Origin of the sequence: Haliscomenobacter sp. (genome assembly GCF_965225875.1) — a bacterium.
GTDB lineage: Bacteria > Bacteroidota > Bacteroidia > Chitinophagales > Saprospiraceae > Haliscomenobacter.
Genome location: NZ_CBDDBS010000003.1, coordinates 2,681,312 through 2,699,412, shown reverse-complemented (window position 1 = coordinate 2,699,412; position 18,101 = coordinate 2,681,312). Strand labels below are relative to the sequence as shown.

General features: G+C 48.4%; 15 protein-coding genes. 7 read left to right on the top strand and 8 right to left on the bottom strand.

Annotated features, from left to right (window positions below; genetic code table 11):
• Window positions 1-30: 30 nt before the first annotated feature.
• On the bottom strand, window positions 31-675 hold the full coding sequence (locus tag ACO08K_RS30790) for a VOC family protein (protein WP_421800346.1): 645 nt from the start codon (window positions 673-675) through the stop codon (window positions 31-33).
• A gap of 631 nt (window positions 676-1,306) precedes the next feature.
• Here ACO08K_RS30790 and ACO08K_RS30785 point away from each other — a divergent pair.
• The 4 genes from ACO08K_RS30785 to ACO08K_RS30770 all read left to right on the top strand — a co-directional run bounded on the left by ACO08K_RS30785 (window position 1,307) and on the right by ACO08K_RS30770 (window position 7,548).
• Window positions 1,307-2,680: a M28 family metallopeptidase gene (locus ACO08K_RS30785; RefSeq protein ID WP_421800345.1), complete on the top strand. Its 1,374-nt coding sequence runs from the start codon at window positions 1,307-1,309 to the stop codon at window positions 2,678-2,680.
• 196 nt (window positions 2,681-2,876) lie between these two features.
• Entirely contained in the window at window positions 2,877-5,510 is a 2,634-nt protein-coding gene (locus tag ACO08K_RS30780; protein ID WP_421800344.1) for a M14 family metallopeptidase, read from the top strand.
• A 352-nt stretch (window positions 5,511-5,862) separates the two neighbouring features.
• A complete protein-coding gene (locus ACO08K_RS30775) occupies window positions 5,863-6,483 on the top strand; it encodes a hypothetical protein (RefSeq protein ID WP_421800343.1) in 621 nt (206 codons plus the stop codon).
• Between the two features lie 90 nt (window positions 6,484-6,573).
• On the top strand, window positions 6,574-7,548 hold the full coding sequence (locus tag ACO08K_RS30770) for a YheT family hydrolase (protein ID WP_421800342.1): 975 nt from the start codon (window positions 6,574-6,576) through the stop codon (window positions 7,546-7,548).
• A gap of 80 nt (window positions 7,549-7,628) precedes the next feature.
• Here ACO08K_RS30770 and ACO08K_RS30765 read toward each other — a convergent pair whose 3' ends face one another.
• From ACO08K_RS30765 to pepT, 7 genes are all read right to left on the bottom strand, one after another.
• Window positions 7,629-8,531 (bottom strand): hypothetical protein, encoded by a 903-nt coding sequence (locus tag ACO08K_RS30765; RefSeq protein ID WP_421800341.1) that lies wholly within the window; start codon window positions 8,529-8,531, stop codon window positions 7,629-7,631.
• A gap of 3 nt (window positions 8,532-8,534) precedes the next feature.
• On the bottom strand, window positions 8,535-9,431 hold the full coding sequence (locus tag ACO08K_RS30760) for a class I SAM-dependent methyltransferase (protein ID WP_421800340.1): 897 nt from the start codon (window positions 9,429-9,431) through the stop codon (window positions 8,535-8,537).
• A 175-nt stretch (window positions 9,432-9,606) separates the two neighbouring features.
• Entirely contained in the window at window positions 9,607-10,800 is a 1,194-nt protein-coding gene (locus ACO08K_RS30755; protein ID WP_421800339.1) for a hypothetical protein, read from the bottom strand.
• Between the two features lie 218 nt (window positions 10,801-11,018).
• Window positions 11,019-11,825: a hypothetical protein gene (locus ACO08K_RS30750; protein WP_421800338.1), complete on the bottom strand. Its 807-nt coding sequence runs from the start codon at window positions 11,823-11,825 to the stop codon at window positions 11,019-11,021.
• Between the two features lie 181 nt (window positions 11,826-12,006).
• Entirely contained in the window at window positions 12,007-12,774 is a 768-nt protein-coding gene (locus ACO08K_RS30745) for an alpha/beta hydrolase (RefSeq protein ID WP_421800337.1), read from the bottom strand.
• A 70-nt stretch (window positions 12,775-12,844) separates the two neighbouring features.
• Window positions 12,845-13,432 (bottom strand): Crp/Fnr family transcriptional regulator, encoded by a 588-nt coding sequence (locus tag ACO08K_RS30740; protein WP_421800336.1) that lies wholly within the window; start codon window positions 13,430-13,432, stop codon window positions 12,845-12,847.
• A 26-nt stretch (window positions 13,433-13,458) separates the two neighbouring features.
• Window positions 13,459-14,700 carry a peptidase T gene (gene pepT / locus ACO08K_RS30735; protein ID WP_421800335.1) on the bottom strand — a complete coding sequence of 414 codons (1,242 nt, stop codon included), beginning with the start codon at window positions 14,698-14,700 and terminating at the stop codon, window positions 13,459-13,461.
• A 301-nt stretch (window positions 14,701-15,001) separates the two neighbouring features.
• On the opposite strand from pepT, the gene ACO08K_RS30730 reads away from it, so the two are divergent.
• The 3 genes from ACO08K_RS30730 (at window position 15,002) to ACO08K_RS30720 (ending at window position 17,991) form a co-directional block, all read left to right on the top strand.
• Entirely contained in the window at window positions 15,002-16,060 is a 1,059-nt protein-coding gene (locus ACO08K_RS30730; protein ID WP_421800334.1) for a DUF6340 family protein, read from the top strand.
• A gap of 300 nt (window positions 16,061-16,360) precedes the next feature.
• On the top strand, window positions 16,361-17,707 hold the full coding sequence (locus ACO08K_RS30725; RefSeq protein ID WP_421800333.1) for a DUF4407 domain-containing protein: 1,347 nt from the start codon (window positions 16,361-16,363) through the stop codon (window positions 17,705-17,707).
• Window positions 17,708-17,727: 20 nt separating this feature from the next.
• Window positions 17,728-17,991: a hypothetical protein gene (locus tag ACO08K_RS30720; RefSeq protein ID WP_421800332.1), complete on the top strand. Its 264-nt coding sequence runs from the start codon at window positions 17,728-17,730 to the stop codon at window positions 17,989-17,991.
• Window positions 17,992-18,101: the final 110 nt, after the last annotated feature.

The following is an 18,101-nucleotide window of genomic DNA, read 5'->3' as shown; positions in this document are numbered from 1 at the left end:
ATAAATCAAACCCAATTAATGATGCTCCATCTACCGCGAATCCAGGATACAAATTCCCTTTGGCGTTTGTAAATGCGCCACCAGATAAGGTCTTTCCGAGGAGCCAATAGAATGCAGTTGAAAAGCCCCTTCAAAATTGATCTTGTCCAAAACTTCCTGCAATTTTTCTGCCTTGGGGTGATAGCCCTCCAATCGAATCAAACTGCAACCCACATCGCTCAACATTGATGCTGGATGTGACTCGCTTTGCCACTGAATCAATGTCGGGCAAACGCCACTGAGCGGCAAACTCCCATCGGGTGGGATGCTGATCAACCAATTCAAATGACTGCGACTCATGGATTCGATGGCTCCAAACCAGCCTTTTTGTAGCGCCTGAGCGGATTGAATATCATTGGTCCTAGCTACCCAATGCCGCAAACGGGGTTGCCCATACCGTCCCAAACCATCCAATTCAAACCAACGAGCACAATTGGGCGTGGGTAATTCGGGGTTGATGGCTATGACTTCCAGGTAGCAATTTTCGCCGAGTTTGAGCAAAGCATTGTGAGTGCCCATGCGGAGATGGGTGCCGCCAGGTTGGAGGGATACGCCGAGGATTTCTTCCGCGTAGGCAATGCCTGCGGGTAGGGTAGGGGCGGTGATGACGAGGTGGTCAATATGGGTATGAAGCATAAAATTGTGTTTAAAACCAAAGCGACGCAATGGCAACGCAGATAACAGGGATTAGGCAGATTTACGCGGATTTTGATCCCGCCTGTGGCGTGATAGGTTAGCCACAAATTGCACAAATTTTCACAAATTGAACATGAATCATCCCGAATTTTTCAGAAAACACAAAGCGACAATTTTTTTTAGCACAAAGAACACAAAGGCAGCACAAAGGACACAAAGTTAGACGTTGACAAGGCTTTACATCCAAAATAAAAAAGTCTAGGCATATTGCTTTGTCAAAATCGCGTCTTTGTGTCCTTTGTGCTGCCTTTGTGTTCTTTGTGCTCATTTTTTCATTGTGATACTTGTAAATTCGGGACGATTCATGTTCAATTTGTGGCTAAAAAAACTTTTGCCGAAGGCAAAAGAAAATCCGCGTAAATCCGCCTAATCCGTTTCATCCGCCTTCCCATCATGCCGCTTTTGCCGAACTACTTGCGGAGCAAGTAAACCTCATCGATCACCTCCGACCTTGACTAATCACCCCCTCCACCCCGTCAAATCCGCCATTTCTTCCCCCCATTGGTCTACTAGCCGAACCCAAAGCCAGCAATTTTTCCTACATTTCCCATTCATCAACCATTAAAGCCACATGAATTGGAAATCTAGCATAGTTTGTGTACTGGTGTTATGCGCGAGTCATTTGTTGAGCGCACAAAACGCACTCCCACCCCAGTCTGATCCAAAATTGTACACCATTGCCAACGCCGCTTCGCCCCAACGCCTGGAAGCCGACATCCGCAAGCTGGTCAATTTTGGCACACGCAACACCTTTTCGGACACAGTGTCGACCACTCGGGGCATCGGGGCAGCACGGCGCTGGATCAAGTCTGAATTTGAAAAAATCTCCACTGCCTGTAACTCCTGTCTGGAAATCAAAACCCAAAGCGAGTTCCTCAAAGGCGGCAGCAATCCCCGCATCACTCAGGACGTGACCGTGGTGAACATCCTGGCCATCCAGCGCGGCACCCGCTACCCCAATCGCTACGTGATCATGAGTGGTGACATCGACTCGCGGGTCAGCAATGCTTCGGATGCCACCAAAGATTCCCCCGGTGCCAACGACAATGGTACGGGTATGGCTGGGGCCATCGAGGCAGCTCGGGTGTTGAGCAAGTACAAATTCCCGGTCAGCATCATTTACGTGGGGCTTTCTGGTGAGGAACAAGGCCTGTGGGGCGGCCAGCACATGGCCAAAATCGCCAAAGCCGAAGGTTGGGACATCATCGGGGTGCTCAACAACGACATGATTGGCAACATCGAGGGCATCAATGGCGAGATCGACAACACTACCTTCCGCGTATTTTCCGAGCCTACGCCCCCACAAGAGGGCGAACGCGAACGCACCTGGCGGAGGGTTTACGGCGGCGAAGTCGACGGCCCATCGCGGCAATTGGCCCGCTACATCGATCGCCTGACCGATCAGTATTGCACCAACCTGGACGCTATTATGATCTACCGTCTAGATCGTTTTGGCCGCGGCGGCCACCACCGGCCTTTCAACGACGAAGGTTTTGCCGGGGTGCGCATCATGGAAACCCACGAGCAGTACCAGCGCCAACACCAGGATTTGCGCACCGAAGACGGCATCAAGTACGGTGACGTGATTGAGGGGGTAAACTTCCCCTATGCAGCCAAACTCACCGGAGTAAACATGATGGTCATGGCTGCGCTGGCTTCGGCTCCACCCGAGCCTAAAAATGTGCAGATTGGAGGGATTGTACTGCCTTCTACCCGCTTAAAATGGGATGCGGTGAACGATCCCGATTTGATTGGCTACAAATTGTACTGGCGCGAAACCACCGCTGCTCAATGGCAACACTCGCGTTTTGTGGATAAATCGGTGACGGATTTTACCCTGGAAAATGTTATCATTGATAATTATTTGTTCGGGGTAGCCTCAGTCGGGAAAGACGGGCATGAAAGCCTGGTGGTGTACCCGACAACCTTGATTGCGCGGCGCTAGTTTTTATTTTACAACGAGCAGTTTTTAAGCTTATTCCTTCTTAGGTGCCCCTTTAGTGCCTTAGGTTTCTTAGGTGGTGAAAAAAATAAAACCTGCGTAGCAGGATAATCTTTCACCACCTAAGAAACCTAAGGCACTAAAGGGGCACCTAAGAATAATGAGCACATTCCATCAAACACCTCCAAAACTTCACAAAATGAAGCCAACTTTTACCCTCTTCTTTTTCCTCCTCCTCAGCTTCCAGCTCCTCGCCCAAGGGCCTGTGTTGGTAGATGAAAAACGATTCCCCCTCGACCCCCAACTCACTTACGACGCCAATATCCCCTCCCCTGAGCAGTATTTTGGCTACAAACTCGGTGCAGAGTTCACCCTTTACGCCCATACCGTCAACTACGTCAAAGAACTGGATCGGCTTTCGGACAAAGTCACCCTGCACCAATACGGCAGCACCTACGAAGGTCGCCCTCTAATCCGTTTGGTCATCACCTCGCCGGAGAACCACAAAAACCTGGAGAGCATCCGCCAGCGCCACCTGAAACTCCTGGATGGCAGCGCTTCAGAAGTGGCCAATCTGGTCAAGACCGACCCCATTTTTATTACCTACAGTTACAATATCCACGGCAACGAAGCCTCTTCGACCGAGGCTGTAGCCCAGGTCGCCTATCGCCTGGCCGCCGCACAGGATGAAGAAACCAAACGGATTCTCAACAATTCCGTGATCGTGCTCTACATCTGCGTCAATCCCGATGGGCGCGACCGTTTCATTTATTGGTACAAATCCACCCAGCGCAGCGTATTGGGTTACGAGCCCCGCGACCTGGAGCACTACGAACCTTGGCCTGGTGGTCGCGGCAACCACTACTGGTTCGACGTCAACCGCGACTGGGTATGGGGCATCCACCCCGAAACCCGCACCCTGACCATGGATTACCAGCAGTGGATGTCACAAGTGCACGTCGATTTCCACGAACAAGGTTACAACAACAACTACTTCACCGCCCCCGGCACTACGCCGCGCAACAAACTTCTGCCAGATACCTACGAGGCCTTGAGTGACACCTTTGGCCGCGCCAACATCAAAGAATTTGACAAGCACCGCATCAGCTATTTTACCCGCGACGCTTTTGACTTCTTTTACCCCGGCTACGGCTCCAGTTATCCTTCTGTAATGGGTGGCATTGCCATGTTGGTAGAACAAGGTGGCATTGGTGGTGGCCGGGCAGTACAAACCGATGATGGTGGCTACAACGTCCTGCGTATACGCATTTTCGACCACTACACCACTTCCATGGCAACCATCAAAAAAGCGGTGGAGCGCAAGGAAACCCTCCTGAAATACAGCGTAGACGCCTGGAATCCTGGCACCAGTAAAAGTCCCACCAAGACCTATTATCTCTCTGCCGAATCTCCCTACACCATTGATGTGGTCAACATGCTGCTGCGGCAACAAGTAAAGGTGGAAAAAGCGAGCAAAGCTTTTACCGTTAGCGATGCCCTGGATTACCGTACTGGCCAAACAGGCTCAAAAAACCTGCCAGCAGGCACCTACATCGTGAGCACCAACCAGGCCCGACACCTGTTCATCAGCAGTGTTTTGGAGCGCCGCCTGGCCATCGAAGATTCAGTGATGTACGATATGGCTACCTGGTCGGCCATCCTGGCCTACAACATTGAGGGCTATTCCAGTAACAGCAAACATAGTGTGGCTACAGATGTGGTCACCCAGGCACTGATTGCCGGTTCTGGTGTGATTAACCCCAATGCCCAATACGCCTATGTCATCGAATGGAAACAACGCAATGCCCCGCAGGCACTGGCGCAATTGTGGGCCAAAGGCTACAAAGTCAGGGCTTGCCACGAGCCCTTCAGCGATGGCAAAACCACCTGGGGTTACGGTTCCCTGATTGTGCTGATTGAACGCAATGAGGACAAACTGGGGCAGATACACCAGGACATGGTGGAGATTGCTCAAAAGGCCGTAGTCATCATACACGGTTTGGGTTCCGGGCGGGTTAAAGATGGTATGGACCTGGCTTCGGGCCGCAACCGACCACTAAAGGTACCTCGGGTGGCCCTGTTGGTTGATCCCCCGTTTTCCTCCCTGACTGCTGGGCAAATCACCTTTTTGTTCGACTACGAAACAGGATTGCCCATTCAGCGGGTGCGGGGCTCAGTGCTCCAACAAACTGCCTTGCCCAAGTTTGGCGAGCGCTATGGGGCTGCTGATTTGAACCAGTTTGATGTGTTGATTTTGCCCGACGGCGGAGCTGGGCTGGGCGAACTCTTCAAACCGGAGCAACAAGCTCAATTGCGCGACTGGATCAGCCGGGGCGGTACCCTCATCGCCACCGAAAGTGCAGTGGGCTTTTTCACCGCCCAACGTTCCCGTTTCACCAATGTCAAGTTGATTGAGCCTGCCCGGGATTCGAGTATGGCGGCCCGCACGGTTGCCTATGAAGATCGGGAAGATTATTATGGCAAAAAACGCACTCCAGGCACCGCCTTGAATGGCCTGATTGACAACAGTCACCCCCTCGCTTTTGGTTTAGGTAAGGAGTTGTACAGCATCAAGCAGGACAATGCCGCCCTGGCGCCCAGCCCCGAATTACAAAGTGTGGGACGTTATGCCAGCGCCGATAAGGCTTTTGTGGCGGGCTACATTTCCGAAGACAATAAAAAATCCCTGGCGGGCAACACCTTCGCGGGCGTGCTGCCACTCGGGCAAGGCAAAATTGTGTTTTTGCAGGACAATACGCAGTTCCGCATGTTTTGGCGCGGGCCAAGCCGGATGATGCAGAACGCGGTGATGATGGTGCCGAGTTTTAATTGAGGCAGTCTATCGTCTCAAATTTTCATTATAAAACCTAAAGCGACATATTTTTAAACACAAAGAAAAAAATAGAGGACACAGAGGGCACAAAGTTAGACGTTGACGACGCTTCGCTTTGTGTTCTTTGTGTCTTCCTTTTTTCTTTGTGTTTAAAAAATGCCGCTTTGGGTTTGTTATAACAAATTAGGGTGACTTAGTTTTTACTTCTGTTTTTTGTTAAAACAATACTTTAACCAGATTTTTTACGTCTTATTGCTGAACTCAACACAGTAAGACCATGAAAATTTGCCGACTACTCGCCTTGGTTATTTGTTTTTTACCCTCCTGGATTGTTGCTCAAAATCGGGCCGCTTTGGATGTCCAATATGGAATGCATCAGTCTGGAATCATCGTAAAAAATTCATTACAAAACGATTACTACATCGAAAACATAGGTTATCGTGCAGGATTACATTTTCAATACCGTTTAGGAAAAAGAATCTGGTTGCGAAGTGGATTGCGTTTTGCAGAGCTGAGTTACAAAAACCGAGAAACACTACTTCGTTGGGGAACACGCTTTGACCCAAATACTGGTTTGCCGATTGAGGACTCTGTTCAAACTAGGTTTCAGTTTATTTTTAATCATCGTTTTTTGGAAATCCCGCTTTCAGTTCGTTATTTTATCACTACGGGTAAGTTCAGCGTGTATACAGAAGTTGGGGGTTCTGCGAATTTTTATCAGAACACAGAAGTAGTCAATGTTGAAAATGGAGTTCGCACGAGTACAACTCGAAAAGATCGGGAGGCGAACCCCAATAATTTTGCCTTACACGCTACTTTAGGTCTAAATTATCAAATAGGAGAGCAATGGAGTTTGTTTTTACAACCCAGTATCCGACGAGACATCAGCTCGGCAGAAAAGAGGCAAAACAACTACGCCAGTTTTTTCTATAGCTACGGCCTTGATCTGGGCACTCGTTTCTTTTTAAATTAAATGAGCAAACCTTTACGTTCCCTTGTTTTCCCAAGAGTAGAGTGATAAATTTGCAGCAGTTAACCCACTGCAGCAAAATCATTTTAACCGATGCCACTCGTCCCCCATTCTTCCTACCCCGGTCCCCCACGTTACCAGCTCAATGGTCACTTCCAGACCATTCTTCCCGCTTTGACCCGCAAAATCGAGGCCCTGCATTACCAGCGTGAACGCCTGGAATTGCCCGATGGCGATTTTGTAGATTTGGATTGGTTGGAGGCCAATAGCCAAGAGTTGGTCATTTTGTCCCACGGCTTGGAGGGCAGCACCGATCGCGTTTACATGAAAGCCGCAGCCCATTTTTTTCATCAAAAAGGAATGGACGTATTGGGCTGGAATTGCCGTTCTTGCAGTGGCGAGATGAACCGCAATTTGCGCTTGTACAACCATGGGGAAATTGGGGATTTCGAGCAGGTCATCAAGCATGCCTTGCAGCGCAAAGCGTACCAAAAAATCCATCTGATTGGCTACAGCATGGGGGGCAGTATTTTGCTCAAATACCTGGGTGTACATGGCAAAAACATCCCTGAAGCCATCAAAACGGGTATCGCTTTTTCTTCGCCTTGCGACCTCCAAGGCAGCATCCAGACTTTGGAAAAACGCAGCAACTGGTTTTATCGCCGTAAGTTTTTCAGCAGTTTAAGCAAAAAAATTACCGCCAAGGCGGAGCAATTCCCGGGGCAGATCGACTTGAGTAAATTTGATCAAATCAAAACCTGGCGCGATTTTGACGAGTTTTATTCTGCGCCCATCAACGGCTATCGGGATGCGGAGGATTTTTATTACCAGGCTTCGGCGCAAAATTTCGTGGAGGGCATTACGGTGCCAGCCCTCTTGTGCAACGCCATGAATGATCCCATTTTGACGCCCTCTTGTTCACCCAAACACCTGGCTAAGCACCATCCTTATTTTTATGTGGAAACACCGCGGAAGGGGGGGCATGTGGGGTTTGCAATTCGGAATTATCCGGGGCCGGATTATTGGTTGGAACATCGGGCACTGGAATTTATTGAGGCACACAACTAAGGTACCTCTTCGGTGTCTCAAGTTTCTTAGGTGGTGAAAGAAGTTTTTTACCACCTAAGAAACCTAAGGCACTCAAGGAATCACCTCAGATGCGAACTTGAAAAACGGAATTTACTCCCCAATTCAAAAGAATCGTACAACAAATCACCGAATCCAGTTTGGACAGTACTAAAAAACTGCCAACGAGGATTGACATCTATTTGCCCAGACAAACTCAAGGCCATAGGTCGGTCTCCATTGTTGAGGTACCCTGAATAACCCCGGAAAGCGGGCGACAGCGCCCAGTTTTTCCCTTCTAAATTCAATCCCAATCCAAACAAGGGCGCATCATTTTGATTTTGACGGTTTTGGTTGATTTGCCACACAAAAATCCCACCCATACCTTGTACACTCAGATCCAGGCTGCCATCAATCAGTTTTTTGCCAAAAGACAAATCGAGATAATATCCCGGCGAGTCCGTATAACGCGCCATGCCCAGCATGGTAGAGGAGGGGAAGCGGTACCCGATGCGCAGCGCCAAATCCACTGGATGGGTTTCAGCCTTCAATACCTGGATCAGTGTATGCAGGTAAATATCCCCACTCGCCAAATGTTCATTGTAAAAAACATGGAAGGTTTTGCGCTCGGTTTTAATGGCATGAGATAGGGTGAAGTACTCAATGGGTACCCAATACATCTCGAAACTGATCACATTGGGCACCAAATTGTAGGTGCCGTACAGCGCCAGGTTTTGAGTGGCATCGCCAGGTGTGAAGTGGCTGTTTCCAGATATTGCAAAGGAACGTTCATTCGGCACCCGACCATTGCCCAAGCGGGGAATGGGCAATGCATTTGGGCCTAAAAATCGTGGGGAGCGAATGATGTACTCGCCCCAAAAGCGTTGACCATCCCAGCCTACGTTGTTGGCCCACCAGTAATGGTCTTGGGTGAAGGCGGTTGTTGAAAAAAGGATAAAAAGGAGTGAAAATAATGATTTTTGCACCCATTAAGCTTTACGCAACACGTAAATAATCGAACTCGACCGTTCTACTTTTCTCCAGCTTTTTAGCAATGAACGCAAGCCCGTGATCGCCCCCAAAGGTAAGGCCAGAATGCCCTTCCCTCGGTACTTCTCACTCAGCAGCGACACGTAAAAAGGATCGAGTGGCATACCTTTTTTGTCGATCACTTTAAAGCCCATTTCGGCAGCCAGGTTGCTCATGGTTTTTGGCGAAAAATGCCAGAGGTGGCGCGGAACGTCGTAGGCGGCCCAGTGCGCGCCGTATTTTTGACCATCGAGCGACTGGTAGTTGGGCACTGCGATCATCAACACACCTTCGTCGTCTAGCAGTTCATGCAAGCGTTTCAGGTAAAGTTTGGGATCGTATACGTGTTCCAAAACATGCCACATACTGATGATGCCGAATTTGCCGGGTAGGGTACCCGCTTCCAGTTCAGCGGGTGGGCGTACATCCAGGCCAAATTGTTGAATGCCAAAGTTTCGCGCCCCTTCGTCTACTTCTACCCCCAAGACTTCATAGCCCTGGCCGCGCATATGGTTCATGAAATACCCCGTGCCACAACCCACGTCCAAAAGTCGGCGCTGGTCGCTCAAGCTTTGCACCAGCCTTTGCTTGCTGCGCAGCATGTATTCACGCGCTGCGTGGTATAGGCGGTTGATCAAACCTTTTTTGGTATCGCTATGCGAAATGTAATTTTCACTTTGGTAGTACGAACCAATCTTGTCAGGGCCCGGGATGTTTTGGGTAAAACGCAGGCCACAACCGTGACAATCAAAGAGGTCAAAGGCTTCACCCGAAATGGAATGATCACGGGTGGCTACGGCTTTTTCGATGTCGTAGCTGCCACAAAGCGGACAGTGTTGGTATAGGATACTGTTCATATTATTGCATAAAAAAAGACATCAGTTCAAAAAAAACTGATGCCTGCAAGCTTAAGATCACAACAAAAAAAAGTATTCTAAATACTGGGGGTGAAGTTAGGGAGTTTTTTTGGAAAAACCAAAAAAGGGTTCCATCTGTCACTTCGACTACGCTCAGTGACCAGATGGAACCCTTTTAAATTTTCACCTGCCGCAACTGATCCACCACCACTGGTCTCAGTCTGCGGGCAGCGTCCAAAATCATTACAGCGTCGTCGGGGAAATTACCGGGGCGATTGCCAATGCGGCTACGGGTTTCCTTACTTAGGGCACGTTCATCGCCTCGGAAAGTAGCAGCGTAGTTTTCCCAAAACGCTTCTGCACCAAGGGGACGAGAATCGATCACTGAACCAGAGTGTAAGTCAAAGAGTTCCAATTGGGCGTTCAGGCGGGCACCTTTGTGTTGGTAAACTTCGGTGACCAGGGCTTTGACGTTGATTTTGTTGGGGTATTTGATGTCGTTGCCAGCCGTGTCTTTTTTCACATTGCCACGGGTATCGTACTCGTACACCCAGCCGTCCTGAATCTGGTTTTGCTCCTCGTACTGGCGCTCGCGGTAGGTGCCAGGGCTTACCTGTACGTCGCGCAGCATGAGGGTGGCTTTGATGTCGTATTCGATGCCCGATTGACGGTTGTTGTGAAAGACCCGCCAGCGGTCGTTGAGATCGCGGAAACTGAGTTCGGTCAGTTCCCGATCAAAACCAATAGGAAGAATAACTGGGGCGCGGTTTTCCACATTTACCAATACAAATGTGGTGCCGAGGTATTGAGCTTCACGTTGTAGGGCTTCGCGGTCGCGGTAAGTTGAGTAGTATTCGCGGATGCGCTCCAACTCATCGTAAGCGCGGCGAGCAGGTGTTTTATCTTTGGTACGGCGAGCCTGAGCAAGCAGGTCGGTCGCATAATTGTAGTGGTATTCAGCAGCTTTTTCGCGGGCTTCAGTGAGCAGCCCCTCCACGCGTACAAACTGGAAGGAGGCTTTATAACCTCGGCGATCCACCAAAGGAATCAGAGGTTCTACGAGGCGCTGGCGGCGTTGGATGCGTTGGAAGATGTCATAGATGCGGGGCCAGGCTTCGGCGCGGTTTTCGTTGCGCAGGGCTTCGGCCTGGTCCATATCGCGGGTGGTGGCTTTTTCGAAAGCGAACTCTACGGTGCGGACGAGTTCTTCGTTCTTGCGGTCTTTCCCTACCAGGCGGTTTACACTGCGTTCGATGGCTTGGTCGTAATCGCCTACTTCGGCTAGTTTAACTGGAGAAGCACAGGCGGCGGCCAAGAGGGCCAATACGGTAGTGGTCGTGATGCTGGAAATAAAGTGCTTCGGTGTCATGGCAGTGTATTTTGAGCTTGTTATAGGTCAAAATTACTACCATAATGAATGCCAAATCATTATGGGGAAGTTAAGATAGATTTGTTAAAAAGTTAAATTGTAAGGGGATATGTTAAGGTGTGTTAAGAGGGGGACTAACCTCAAGCTCTAAGGCAGAGAAAAAGGCATAGAACCAATTTGGTCTATGCCTTCTTTCTTTTTTCTAAGACATCAGTCACTCAATTTTGTTTCACTTTCCAATCACCATCATCATCAAAATCACCAATTTCATCAACCCTTGAATTTTTGTGTTCTTCCATGAACTTGGCCATGTATGCATCTTTTTCTGCCTGGCTTTCCTGCAAAATTGCCAAAGACTGAGGGCTTGCTGAAACATATGTTTTCAGTTCATCAATCAGTACCATTTTTCCGGCCTCTTCGTCTTCTGTCCAACAATTTTCCTGCCCTGAACTACACCAGGGACGTTGCATACATTCTGGACAATAACCACTACAGCCATCAAAAACCCAGCCTCCTGAACCAGGGCCAGTCAGTTCAAACTCTTCTCCTACCCATCCTAACACTGCTTTGTAAACCAAACGAGCGGGAACCCCCTCGCAAAGCGCAATCCCAAAGCCAGCATGGTCAACTGCCACGAGCAATTTTTCCAGTTCCTGTTCTATTTCTGCTTCTGGAATTTCATCAGGATTTTTGATTTTAAAGGTTTGGGGCAATTGTTCGGAAATGGTTTTCCGGATAGGTTGATTCAAGAGCCAAAGTTCAAAACGATACCAATCACTTTCTGGCGAAATACCTGGGAAAATAGGTGGATAGCAAAATCTACCTTCTTCCAGTTCCATCAACTCTTGGCTGCCGTATTGCTGGTACTTTAGGGTGAAGTTCAATAGACTCTCCAGCCGCCGATTTTCCAAATCCAAATCCATTGGGGTGAACTCAAATACTTCGGCAAGATTTAGGCCTAAGTCTTCGAAAGCCTGCTTGTACTGCAAGTTTTGGCGGTAGGGTTCAAGATCCTGTTTTGACATGTTGTTTCGCTTTTAAAATGGAAAAATGCAGGGTGACTAGCAAAACAAACATCGGTTTCAAAAATAATCAGGATTTTATTTTTTCCAAAAAAATATTGACATATAGCGTATTAAAAATAAGCCAGGGTAGTGCCAATTGACGTCATCTGTGCGCCAATTAGCACTCCTCCACATCGCTTCATTACTGCTTTTCCAGCCAGCCCAAAATGTAATCCGCTATTTCCTCCCAACCTTCTTCCCCACACAAAAAATGGCTTCTTCCGGCGAAGGCTTTAAAATCGGTGACACTGTTTTTGTCCTGATAAGAACCTGCTATTTTTTGGGTGAATTGGGCTGAAAAAATGTTGTCTTTTTCACCACCAATAAAAAGCAGGGGTTGGTGGGGTTTTTTAAAATCTATACTGGCAAAGGCCGTCAACAAAGTATCTCGCGCGATTTTCCGGCTTTCTGGCACTGCAATCGTTTCATACAATTTGTCGCTTTCGGCTTTGGAGTAGTTGTTGAAAAATGCCCGGTGATACCAGTCTTTGCTGCCCAAAAAAGGACTATTGCCTTTAAAGAAATTCACAACGGGCAATACAATTTTGATGGTAGCCAATGGAGCAAACACGTTTTTTGGGGGCGCACCGTCGATGCTGATACCCGCTACGGCTTTGTCCAATTCAATGAGTTTTTGCACGACCAAACCGGCCAGCGAGTGGCCAATCACAATCGGTTTTTCTGGTAAGGTGTCGATCAACTTGATGATGTTCTCCACCACGTCTTTAAACCCGGTTTGGGTCAATTGGGGATGGGTGTTGGCTCTGAGTTGAGCAGGGGCACCTTCATGTCCAGGGTTGGCTGGCGTATAAACGGTGTAGCCTTGGGCTTCAAAATAACTTTTCCATTGTTTCCAGCTGGTATTGTTCACAAACAGGCCATGAATCAATACAATTGTCTTCGTTTTCATTAGTTTGAATTTTATGAAACAAAGTTGCTGGCTCTGGGGGACAATAATTTTAACCCAAGTTAAAATCGAATTATTTTCCTGAAATTCTTTTGCGGATTCGACTCAAAGATGGGCCCTGAATGCCCAAATAGGAAGAAATATGATAAAGCGGGACGCTGTTAAAAATATCCGGGTGTTGCTGGATCAAGTCCAGGTAACGCTCCTCCGGAGTTTTGAACATAAAGCCTTCAATCCGGGTCATGGTCACATTAAAGGCTTCCTGCGCCAGGAGCCTGCCGAATTTTTCCCATTGATGAGAGCGTTGATAAAGAGACTGTAAATCAATGATGTTGATAAAAATAACTGAGGCATCCGTCATCGCCTGAGTATAATAATCGCAGGGTGTTTGGTTGATGAAACTTTTGAAGGTGACCACAAATCCATTCGTAGAGTACAAAAAAACGTTTTTCTCTTCACCCGTTTTTTCATCAATGGTATAGGATCGAAAAACGCCTTTGGTAATGAATCCCAGGTTTTTACAAATGTTCCGGTGTTCGTTGTAAAATTCCCCCTTTTGGTAATTTTTGCTTTGCCAAAAGGGGGTGGATAACTGGAAATCATTGGCCTTGAGCCCAGCGAAGGCTTCCAAAGCGGCGGCAAGTTTTTCTATTTCACTCATTGAGGGTATGTTTTATTGGATTTGCCCTACTCTGCCCAAATCATCGCCAAGTGTACAATTGTCTCCACGGCCTTCTGCATGTCCTGCACCGAGACCCATTCCTGCTTGGAGTGAAAAGCGTGTTCTCCAGCAAAAATGTTCGGACAAGGCAAGCCCATAAAAGACAAGCGTGATCCATCCGTACCACCCCGAATACTGGAATGAATCGGCTCCAAACCTGCCCGACGGATGGCTTCCAGGGCATTGGTACTCACTTGCGGATGTTGATCCAGCACTTTTTTCATGTTGCGGTATTGCTCGTGTATGCGCAACTCATAGCGGGAATGGGGGTAGTTTTGCATTACTTCCTCCACTACATTTTTCAAAAACGCCTCGTGTTCGACCAGTTTTTCATCCGTAAAATCGCGGATGATAAAATGTACTGCCGCCTTTTCTGCCAGGCCTTCTACTGTCACTGGATGGATGAAGCCCTCGCGGCCATCTACTGCTTCAGGCGTGAGGCGATCTTTGGGCAACTTGGCAATGATGTCGCACACAATTTTGACCGCACTTTCCATTTTACCTTTGGCAAAACCAGGGTGTGCACTTACCCCATCAATGATCAGGGTAGCAGCATCGGCGCTGAAGGTTTCGTCTTCAAATGAGCCTCGGCGTTCGCCGTCGATGGTATACCCATAATCCGCACCCAACTTTTGCAGGTCAACTTTTTCTACCCCTCGGCCCACTTCTTCATCTGGAGTGAAGAGGATTTTGATGGCTCCGTGGGGAAGTTCCGGGTGCTGCATGAAATACTGTGCGGCATCCATAATTTCGGCTACTCCCGCTTTATTGTCCGCCCCCAGCAAGGTGAGGCCACTGGCAGTGACGATGTCGTTGCCCATTTGTTCACCCAGATTGGGATGATCTTGTAAACGGATGACTACGTTGGGATCGTCGGGCAACACCAAATCGCGACCATCGTAATTGTGGTGAATCAGGGGTTTGACATTGGTGCCACTGCTATCTGGTGAGGTGTCCATGTGCGAGCAAAAACAAATGACGGGGACAGTTTTATTTACGGTGGCGGGAATGGTAGCATATACGTAGCCGTGTTCGTCCATGTGGGCGTCGCTTATACCTAGGTCTTGTAGCTCTTGAGCCAACACCTGCGCGAGATCTTTTTGTTTTTCCGTGGTGGGAAAAGTTTGGGAAAATGGGTTGGATTGGGTGTCGATTTGCACGTAGCGCAAAAAACGTTCCAGTACGCTGTGTTGAATGGGTGGTAGCATGTTTTTTAGTAAGTTTAGGATTTGTAGCCTTCGCCCTCGGCGAGGCATTTATTTAGCCATAAATGCCCCAAATCTTCATAAATTGAGGACAAAGGGTTATTTTTGGCTAAGCGTTCAATACTGAATTCCCAAAAGTCGGAAAATTCCTGCTTCCGATGCTACTTAAAAAATGACCTAAATCGAAATAACCCCAATTTTCCACCCTGTTTTTCACATCACCCATCGAAAAAATGCATCCTGAGCCTGACTTTTTTGGTCTGAGATACACATTTATTGTAACCACCAAAACCTGACACACACAATGAAAAATCAATCCCTATTGCTACTTGCTTTGGTAGCGCTTATTTCCTGGAGTTGTGGCACCAGTTCAACCTATTTGGAAGTGCTACAACCTTCTCAAATTGTATTGCCTGATGACATCAAAGTGGTAGCCATCATCGACCGCAGCAAGCCGGAAAAAGGTTTTGCCAACTTCTTGGAAGGAATGGTTTCAGGCGAAGATTTTGGGCAGGACCGTGAAGGGCGACGTTTGGCCATGCAAAACCTCACCACTACTCTTACCCGCACTCCTACGCTTCAAGTAAAAGGAACCGGCCTGGAATACAATGGTTTAAAAAATGGCAAACAAATGTTGCCACCGATGAACTGGAACGAGGTGCAATCCATTTGTAGCAAATACGGCGCTGATGCCATGATTGCCCTGGAGTCTTTTGACTCTTCTTCCGACATTTCCTACAGCCAATCCAGCTACAAATCCAAACAAAAGGACGGCACCGAAGTCATCAAATACACCCACACTGCACGTCGCAACGTGCGGGTATACATGGGCTGGCGGGTATACGATTCCAAAAAAAGAGTCGTCGTAGATGAAAACACCGTTAGTCAATACGACGAAGATTCTGCGACTGGCGACACCCAGGACCGGGCTCGGAACAACTTGCGGTCTCAATTGACCGCAGTGCGCGATCTTGCAGCCAAAGCTGGTGACGCTTACGGCAAACGAATTGCTCCGGTTTGGGTCAATGTAAGTCGAACCTATTACACTACTGCAAAAGGAGCAGACAAGAATGCCATGGAGGAAGCTCACCGCCTTACCCAAGCCAACAAGTGGGAAGATGCAGCGAAAATCTGGCATGACCTCCTCAGCTCCGCCCGCGATCCCAAAACTAAAGGGAAAGCCGCTCACAACCTGGCTCTCGCCATGGAACGCAATGGCAACCTGAAAGAGGCCGAGGACTGGGCTGGCAAAGCCTACACCCAATACGGCAACAAAACCTCTCAAAACTACGTCTACGTGATTCAGCAACGCATTTCAGATCAGGAGCGCCTGGATTATCAACTTAAAAAGGTAAAACCCTAGAATTTGTCCCTTTTTTGCACGGATTCATCCCAAATTGTGACATAGGAGTTTAAAATGCCTGTTATTTGAGGCTACACTACTGAACTTTTTGTTCGGAGGGCATGAATTGCCACGTGCTTTAGCGCGTGGATCGAGATTGTCCTTCTTGATGGGGCTTTAGCCCAAGCTTTGATTTTTAAGCTAGGGCTAAAGCCCAAATCCGTAGGGTTCCTGTGACCCCAGGCTGAAGCCTGGGGCTATTGATGTCCTCCGAGCAAAATGTCCAGTAGAGTCATTTGAGGCTTATTCATCCGACTGTTCATGAAGGGATTATTCTACGACTTTTTTGTATGGAGTGCTGGTTCGGACCGGGAAATCCTGGACCGAACCGGGCGCTCTGAACACGTCAAACACGCCGGCTATGGCGGTTTGGTGCTGGTGCCAGCGGTGCTTGGCTTGTTCTCGATGATGTACGCCGTATCCACCCTGACCGATAAACCCTTTGTTTACATCGGGGCGGGAATCGTTTGGGCCTGCATCGTTTTTACTTTCGACCGCTTTATTGTCTCCACTTTTCGCAAGTCTGACAGCGCCCGCAAAGACTTGTTTTCCTTTTTATTTCTGAGCCGTTTGTTGTTTTCGATTGGCATTGGTGTGTTGGTTTCCCACCCGATCGTACTGCTCGTTTTCGACGATAGTTTGGAGCAGGAACTTTTTGCCATGAAGGAAGAAGGGGAAAAAGCCATTTACGCCCAATACGAAAACACCATCGACGTGGTGCGCAACCGCGATTCTACGCTCAAGGGAGAGGTAGAGCTTAAACTAGCCGAGCGCGCCTGTAAGGAAAAGTTGTTGCTGTTTGAAATGAGTGGCAAGGATACCACCATGAATTGTGGTACTACCTCGGGTATGAAGCAATATGGCCCCCGCGCCAGCGAAATCAAGGAAGAAATCCGCTACCTCAACGAGGAAATTGTCGCCCTGCGCAATAAGAACGATGTAAAAATTGGCGACAACACCAAAGAAATCGCCAAGCTACAAGGCGAACGGGAAGCAAAACTGAAGGGTTTCCAGGACCAATTCAGCTACAATTACCTGGCCCGCGAAGTTGCCCTGGAACGCCTGGAAGCCAAACCAGTGGGTGGAACTTCCGTGAAATGGACCAAGTGGTTTTTGATCGTCTTTTTTGTGTTGGTCGACATTTTACCCGTCTTTTTTAAAGCCTCTACCAAGCAGGGCGAATACGACCGTTTGATGGACAAGGAAAGCGAGAGTACCGCCAATTCCTTCCCCGCCTACGAGCGTGCTCAGGAAGACCTGGTGCGCAAGGCTTACGTGGATCAGTTGGCCAAACACCGCCTGGATGAAGTCACCCGCACCATCAAAGACAATACCGCTCCTTTTCCCACCCTAAAAACTGAACTCAGCCAATACCTCAATGTCAATACGCCCTTTGATTATGGTAAAACTGCGGATGGGCAGCCCGATCCCGTGCAAAAACTCTGGACGAACAATGGTTTGGACTGGCTGCGCTATAGTTTTTACTCGATCGGTCAATCGGGCTTTTTGGTGGCCTTCACCCGCGATTGGGCTTACCTCACGGGAGGAGTTTGGGTCTTCTTCTTGCTCAATCTGCTGATTGGGTATGTCGTTAAACGTACTGTGTAACAAGTTTAAAAGTGAACAACATGTTGGAAAACCAGCCAAATCAAACGTATACTTTTGCCAGGCAGTTTCTCATTTTTTTAGTGGTACTCAACCTTGGGGTGCTCTTTGCTCTTGGTTCACTCTACCTCAAAGTGGACAAGCAAAGAATTGCGCTGGATGAACGCCAGACTAAGATGATTCGGGATTCGATCATTTATCGGGATTCATTGCGGAGGGATACGAACTTTTTGAAGACCTTGCAGGTGGCACCTTTGGCGGGAATTAAGCCAGATACCATTCCTTAGATCATATGAATACCTACTGAGGTGCCCCTTAGGTGCCTTTGGTTTCTTAGGTGGTGAAAAAAGAAAAACCAGCGAAGCTGGGTATCAGTCACCACCTAAGAACCTGAAGG

Bases quoted from the DNA above. Each gene is read 5' to 3' on its own strand.
- ACO08K_RS30790 (WP_421800346.1), bottom strand. From the start codon at position 675: ATGCTTCATACCCATATTGACCACCTCGTCATCACCGCCCCTACCCTA.
- ACO08K_RS30785 (WP_421800345.1), top strand. From the start codon at position 1,307: ATGAATTGGAAATCTAGCATAGTTTGTGTACTGGTGTTATGCGCGAGT.
- ACO08K_RS30780 (WP_421800344.1), top strand. From the start codon at position 2,877: ATGAAGCCAACTTTTACCCTCTTCTTTTTCCTCCTCCTCAGCTTCCAG.
- ACO08K_RS30770 (WP_421800342.1), top strand. From the start codon at position 6,574: ATGCCACTCGTCCCCCATTCTTCCTACCCCGGTCCCCCACGTTACCAG.
- ACO08K_RS30760 (WP_421800340.1), bottom strand. From the start codon at position 9,431: ATGAACAGTATCCTATACCAACACTGTCCGCTTTGTGGCAGCTACGAC.
- ACO08K_RS30755 (WP_421800339.1), bottom strand. From the start codon at position 10,800: ATGACACCGAAGCACTTTATTTCCAGCATCACGACCACTACCGTATTG.
- ACO08K_RS30750 (WP_421800338.1), bottom strand. From the start codon at position 11,825: ATGTCAAAACAGGATCTTGAACCCTACCGCCAAAACTTGCAGTACAAG.
- ACO08K_RS30745 (WP_421800337.1), bottom strand. From the start codon at position 12,774: ATGAAAACGAAGACAATTGTATTGATTCATGGCCTGTTTGTGAACAAT.
- ACO08K_RS30740 (WP_421800336.1), bottom strand. From the start codon at position 13,432: ATGAGTGAAATAGAAAAACTTGCCGCCGCTTTGGAAGCCTTCGCTGGG.
- pepT (WP_421800335.1), bottom strand. From the start codon at position 14,700: ATGCTACCACCCATTCAACACAGCGTACTGGAACGTTTTTTGCGCTAC.
- ACO08K_RS30730 (WP_421800334.1), top strand. From the start codon at position 15,002: ATGAAAAATCAATCCCTATTGCTACTTGCTTTGGTAGCGCTTATTTCC.
- ACO08K_RS30725 (WP_421800333.1), top strand. From the start codon at position 16,361: ATGAAGGGATTATTCTACGACTTTTTTGTATGGAGTGCTGGTTCGGAC.
- ACO08K_RS30720 (WP_421800332.1), top strand. From the start codon at position 17,728: ATGTTGGAAAACCAGCCAAATCAAACGTATACTTTTGCCAGGCAGTTT.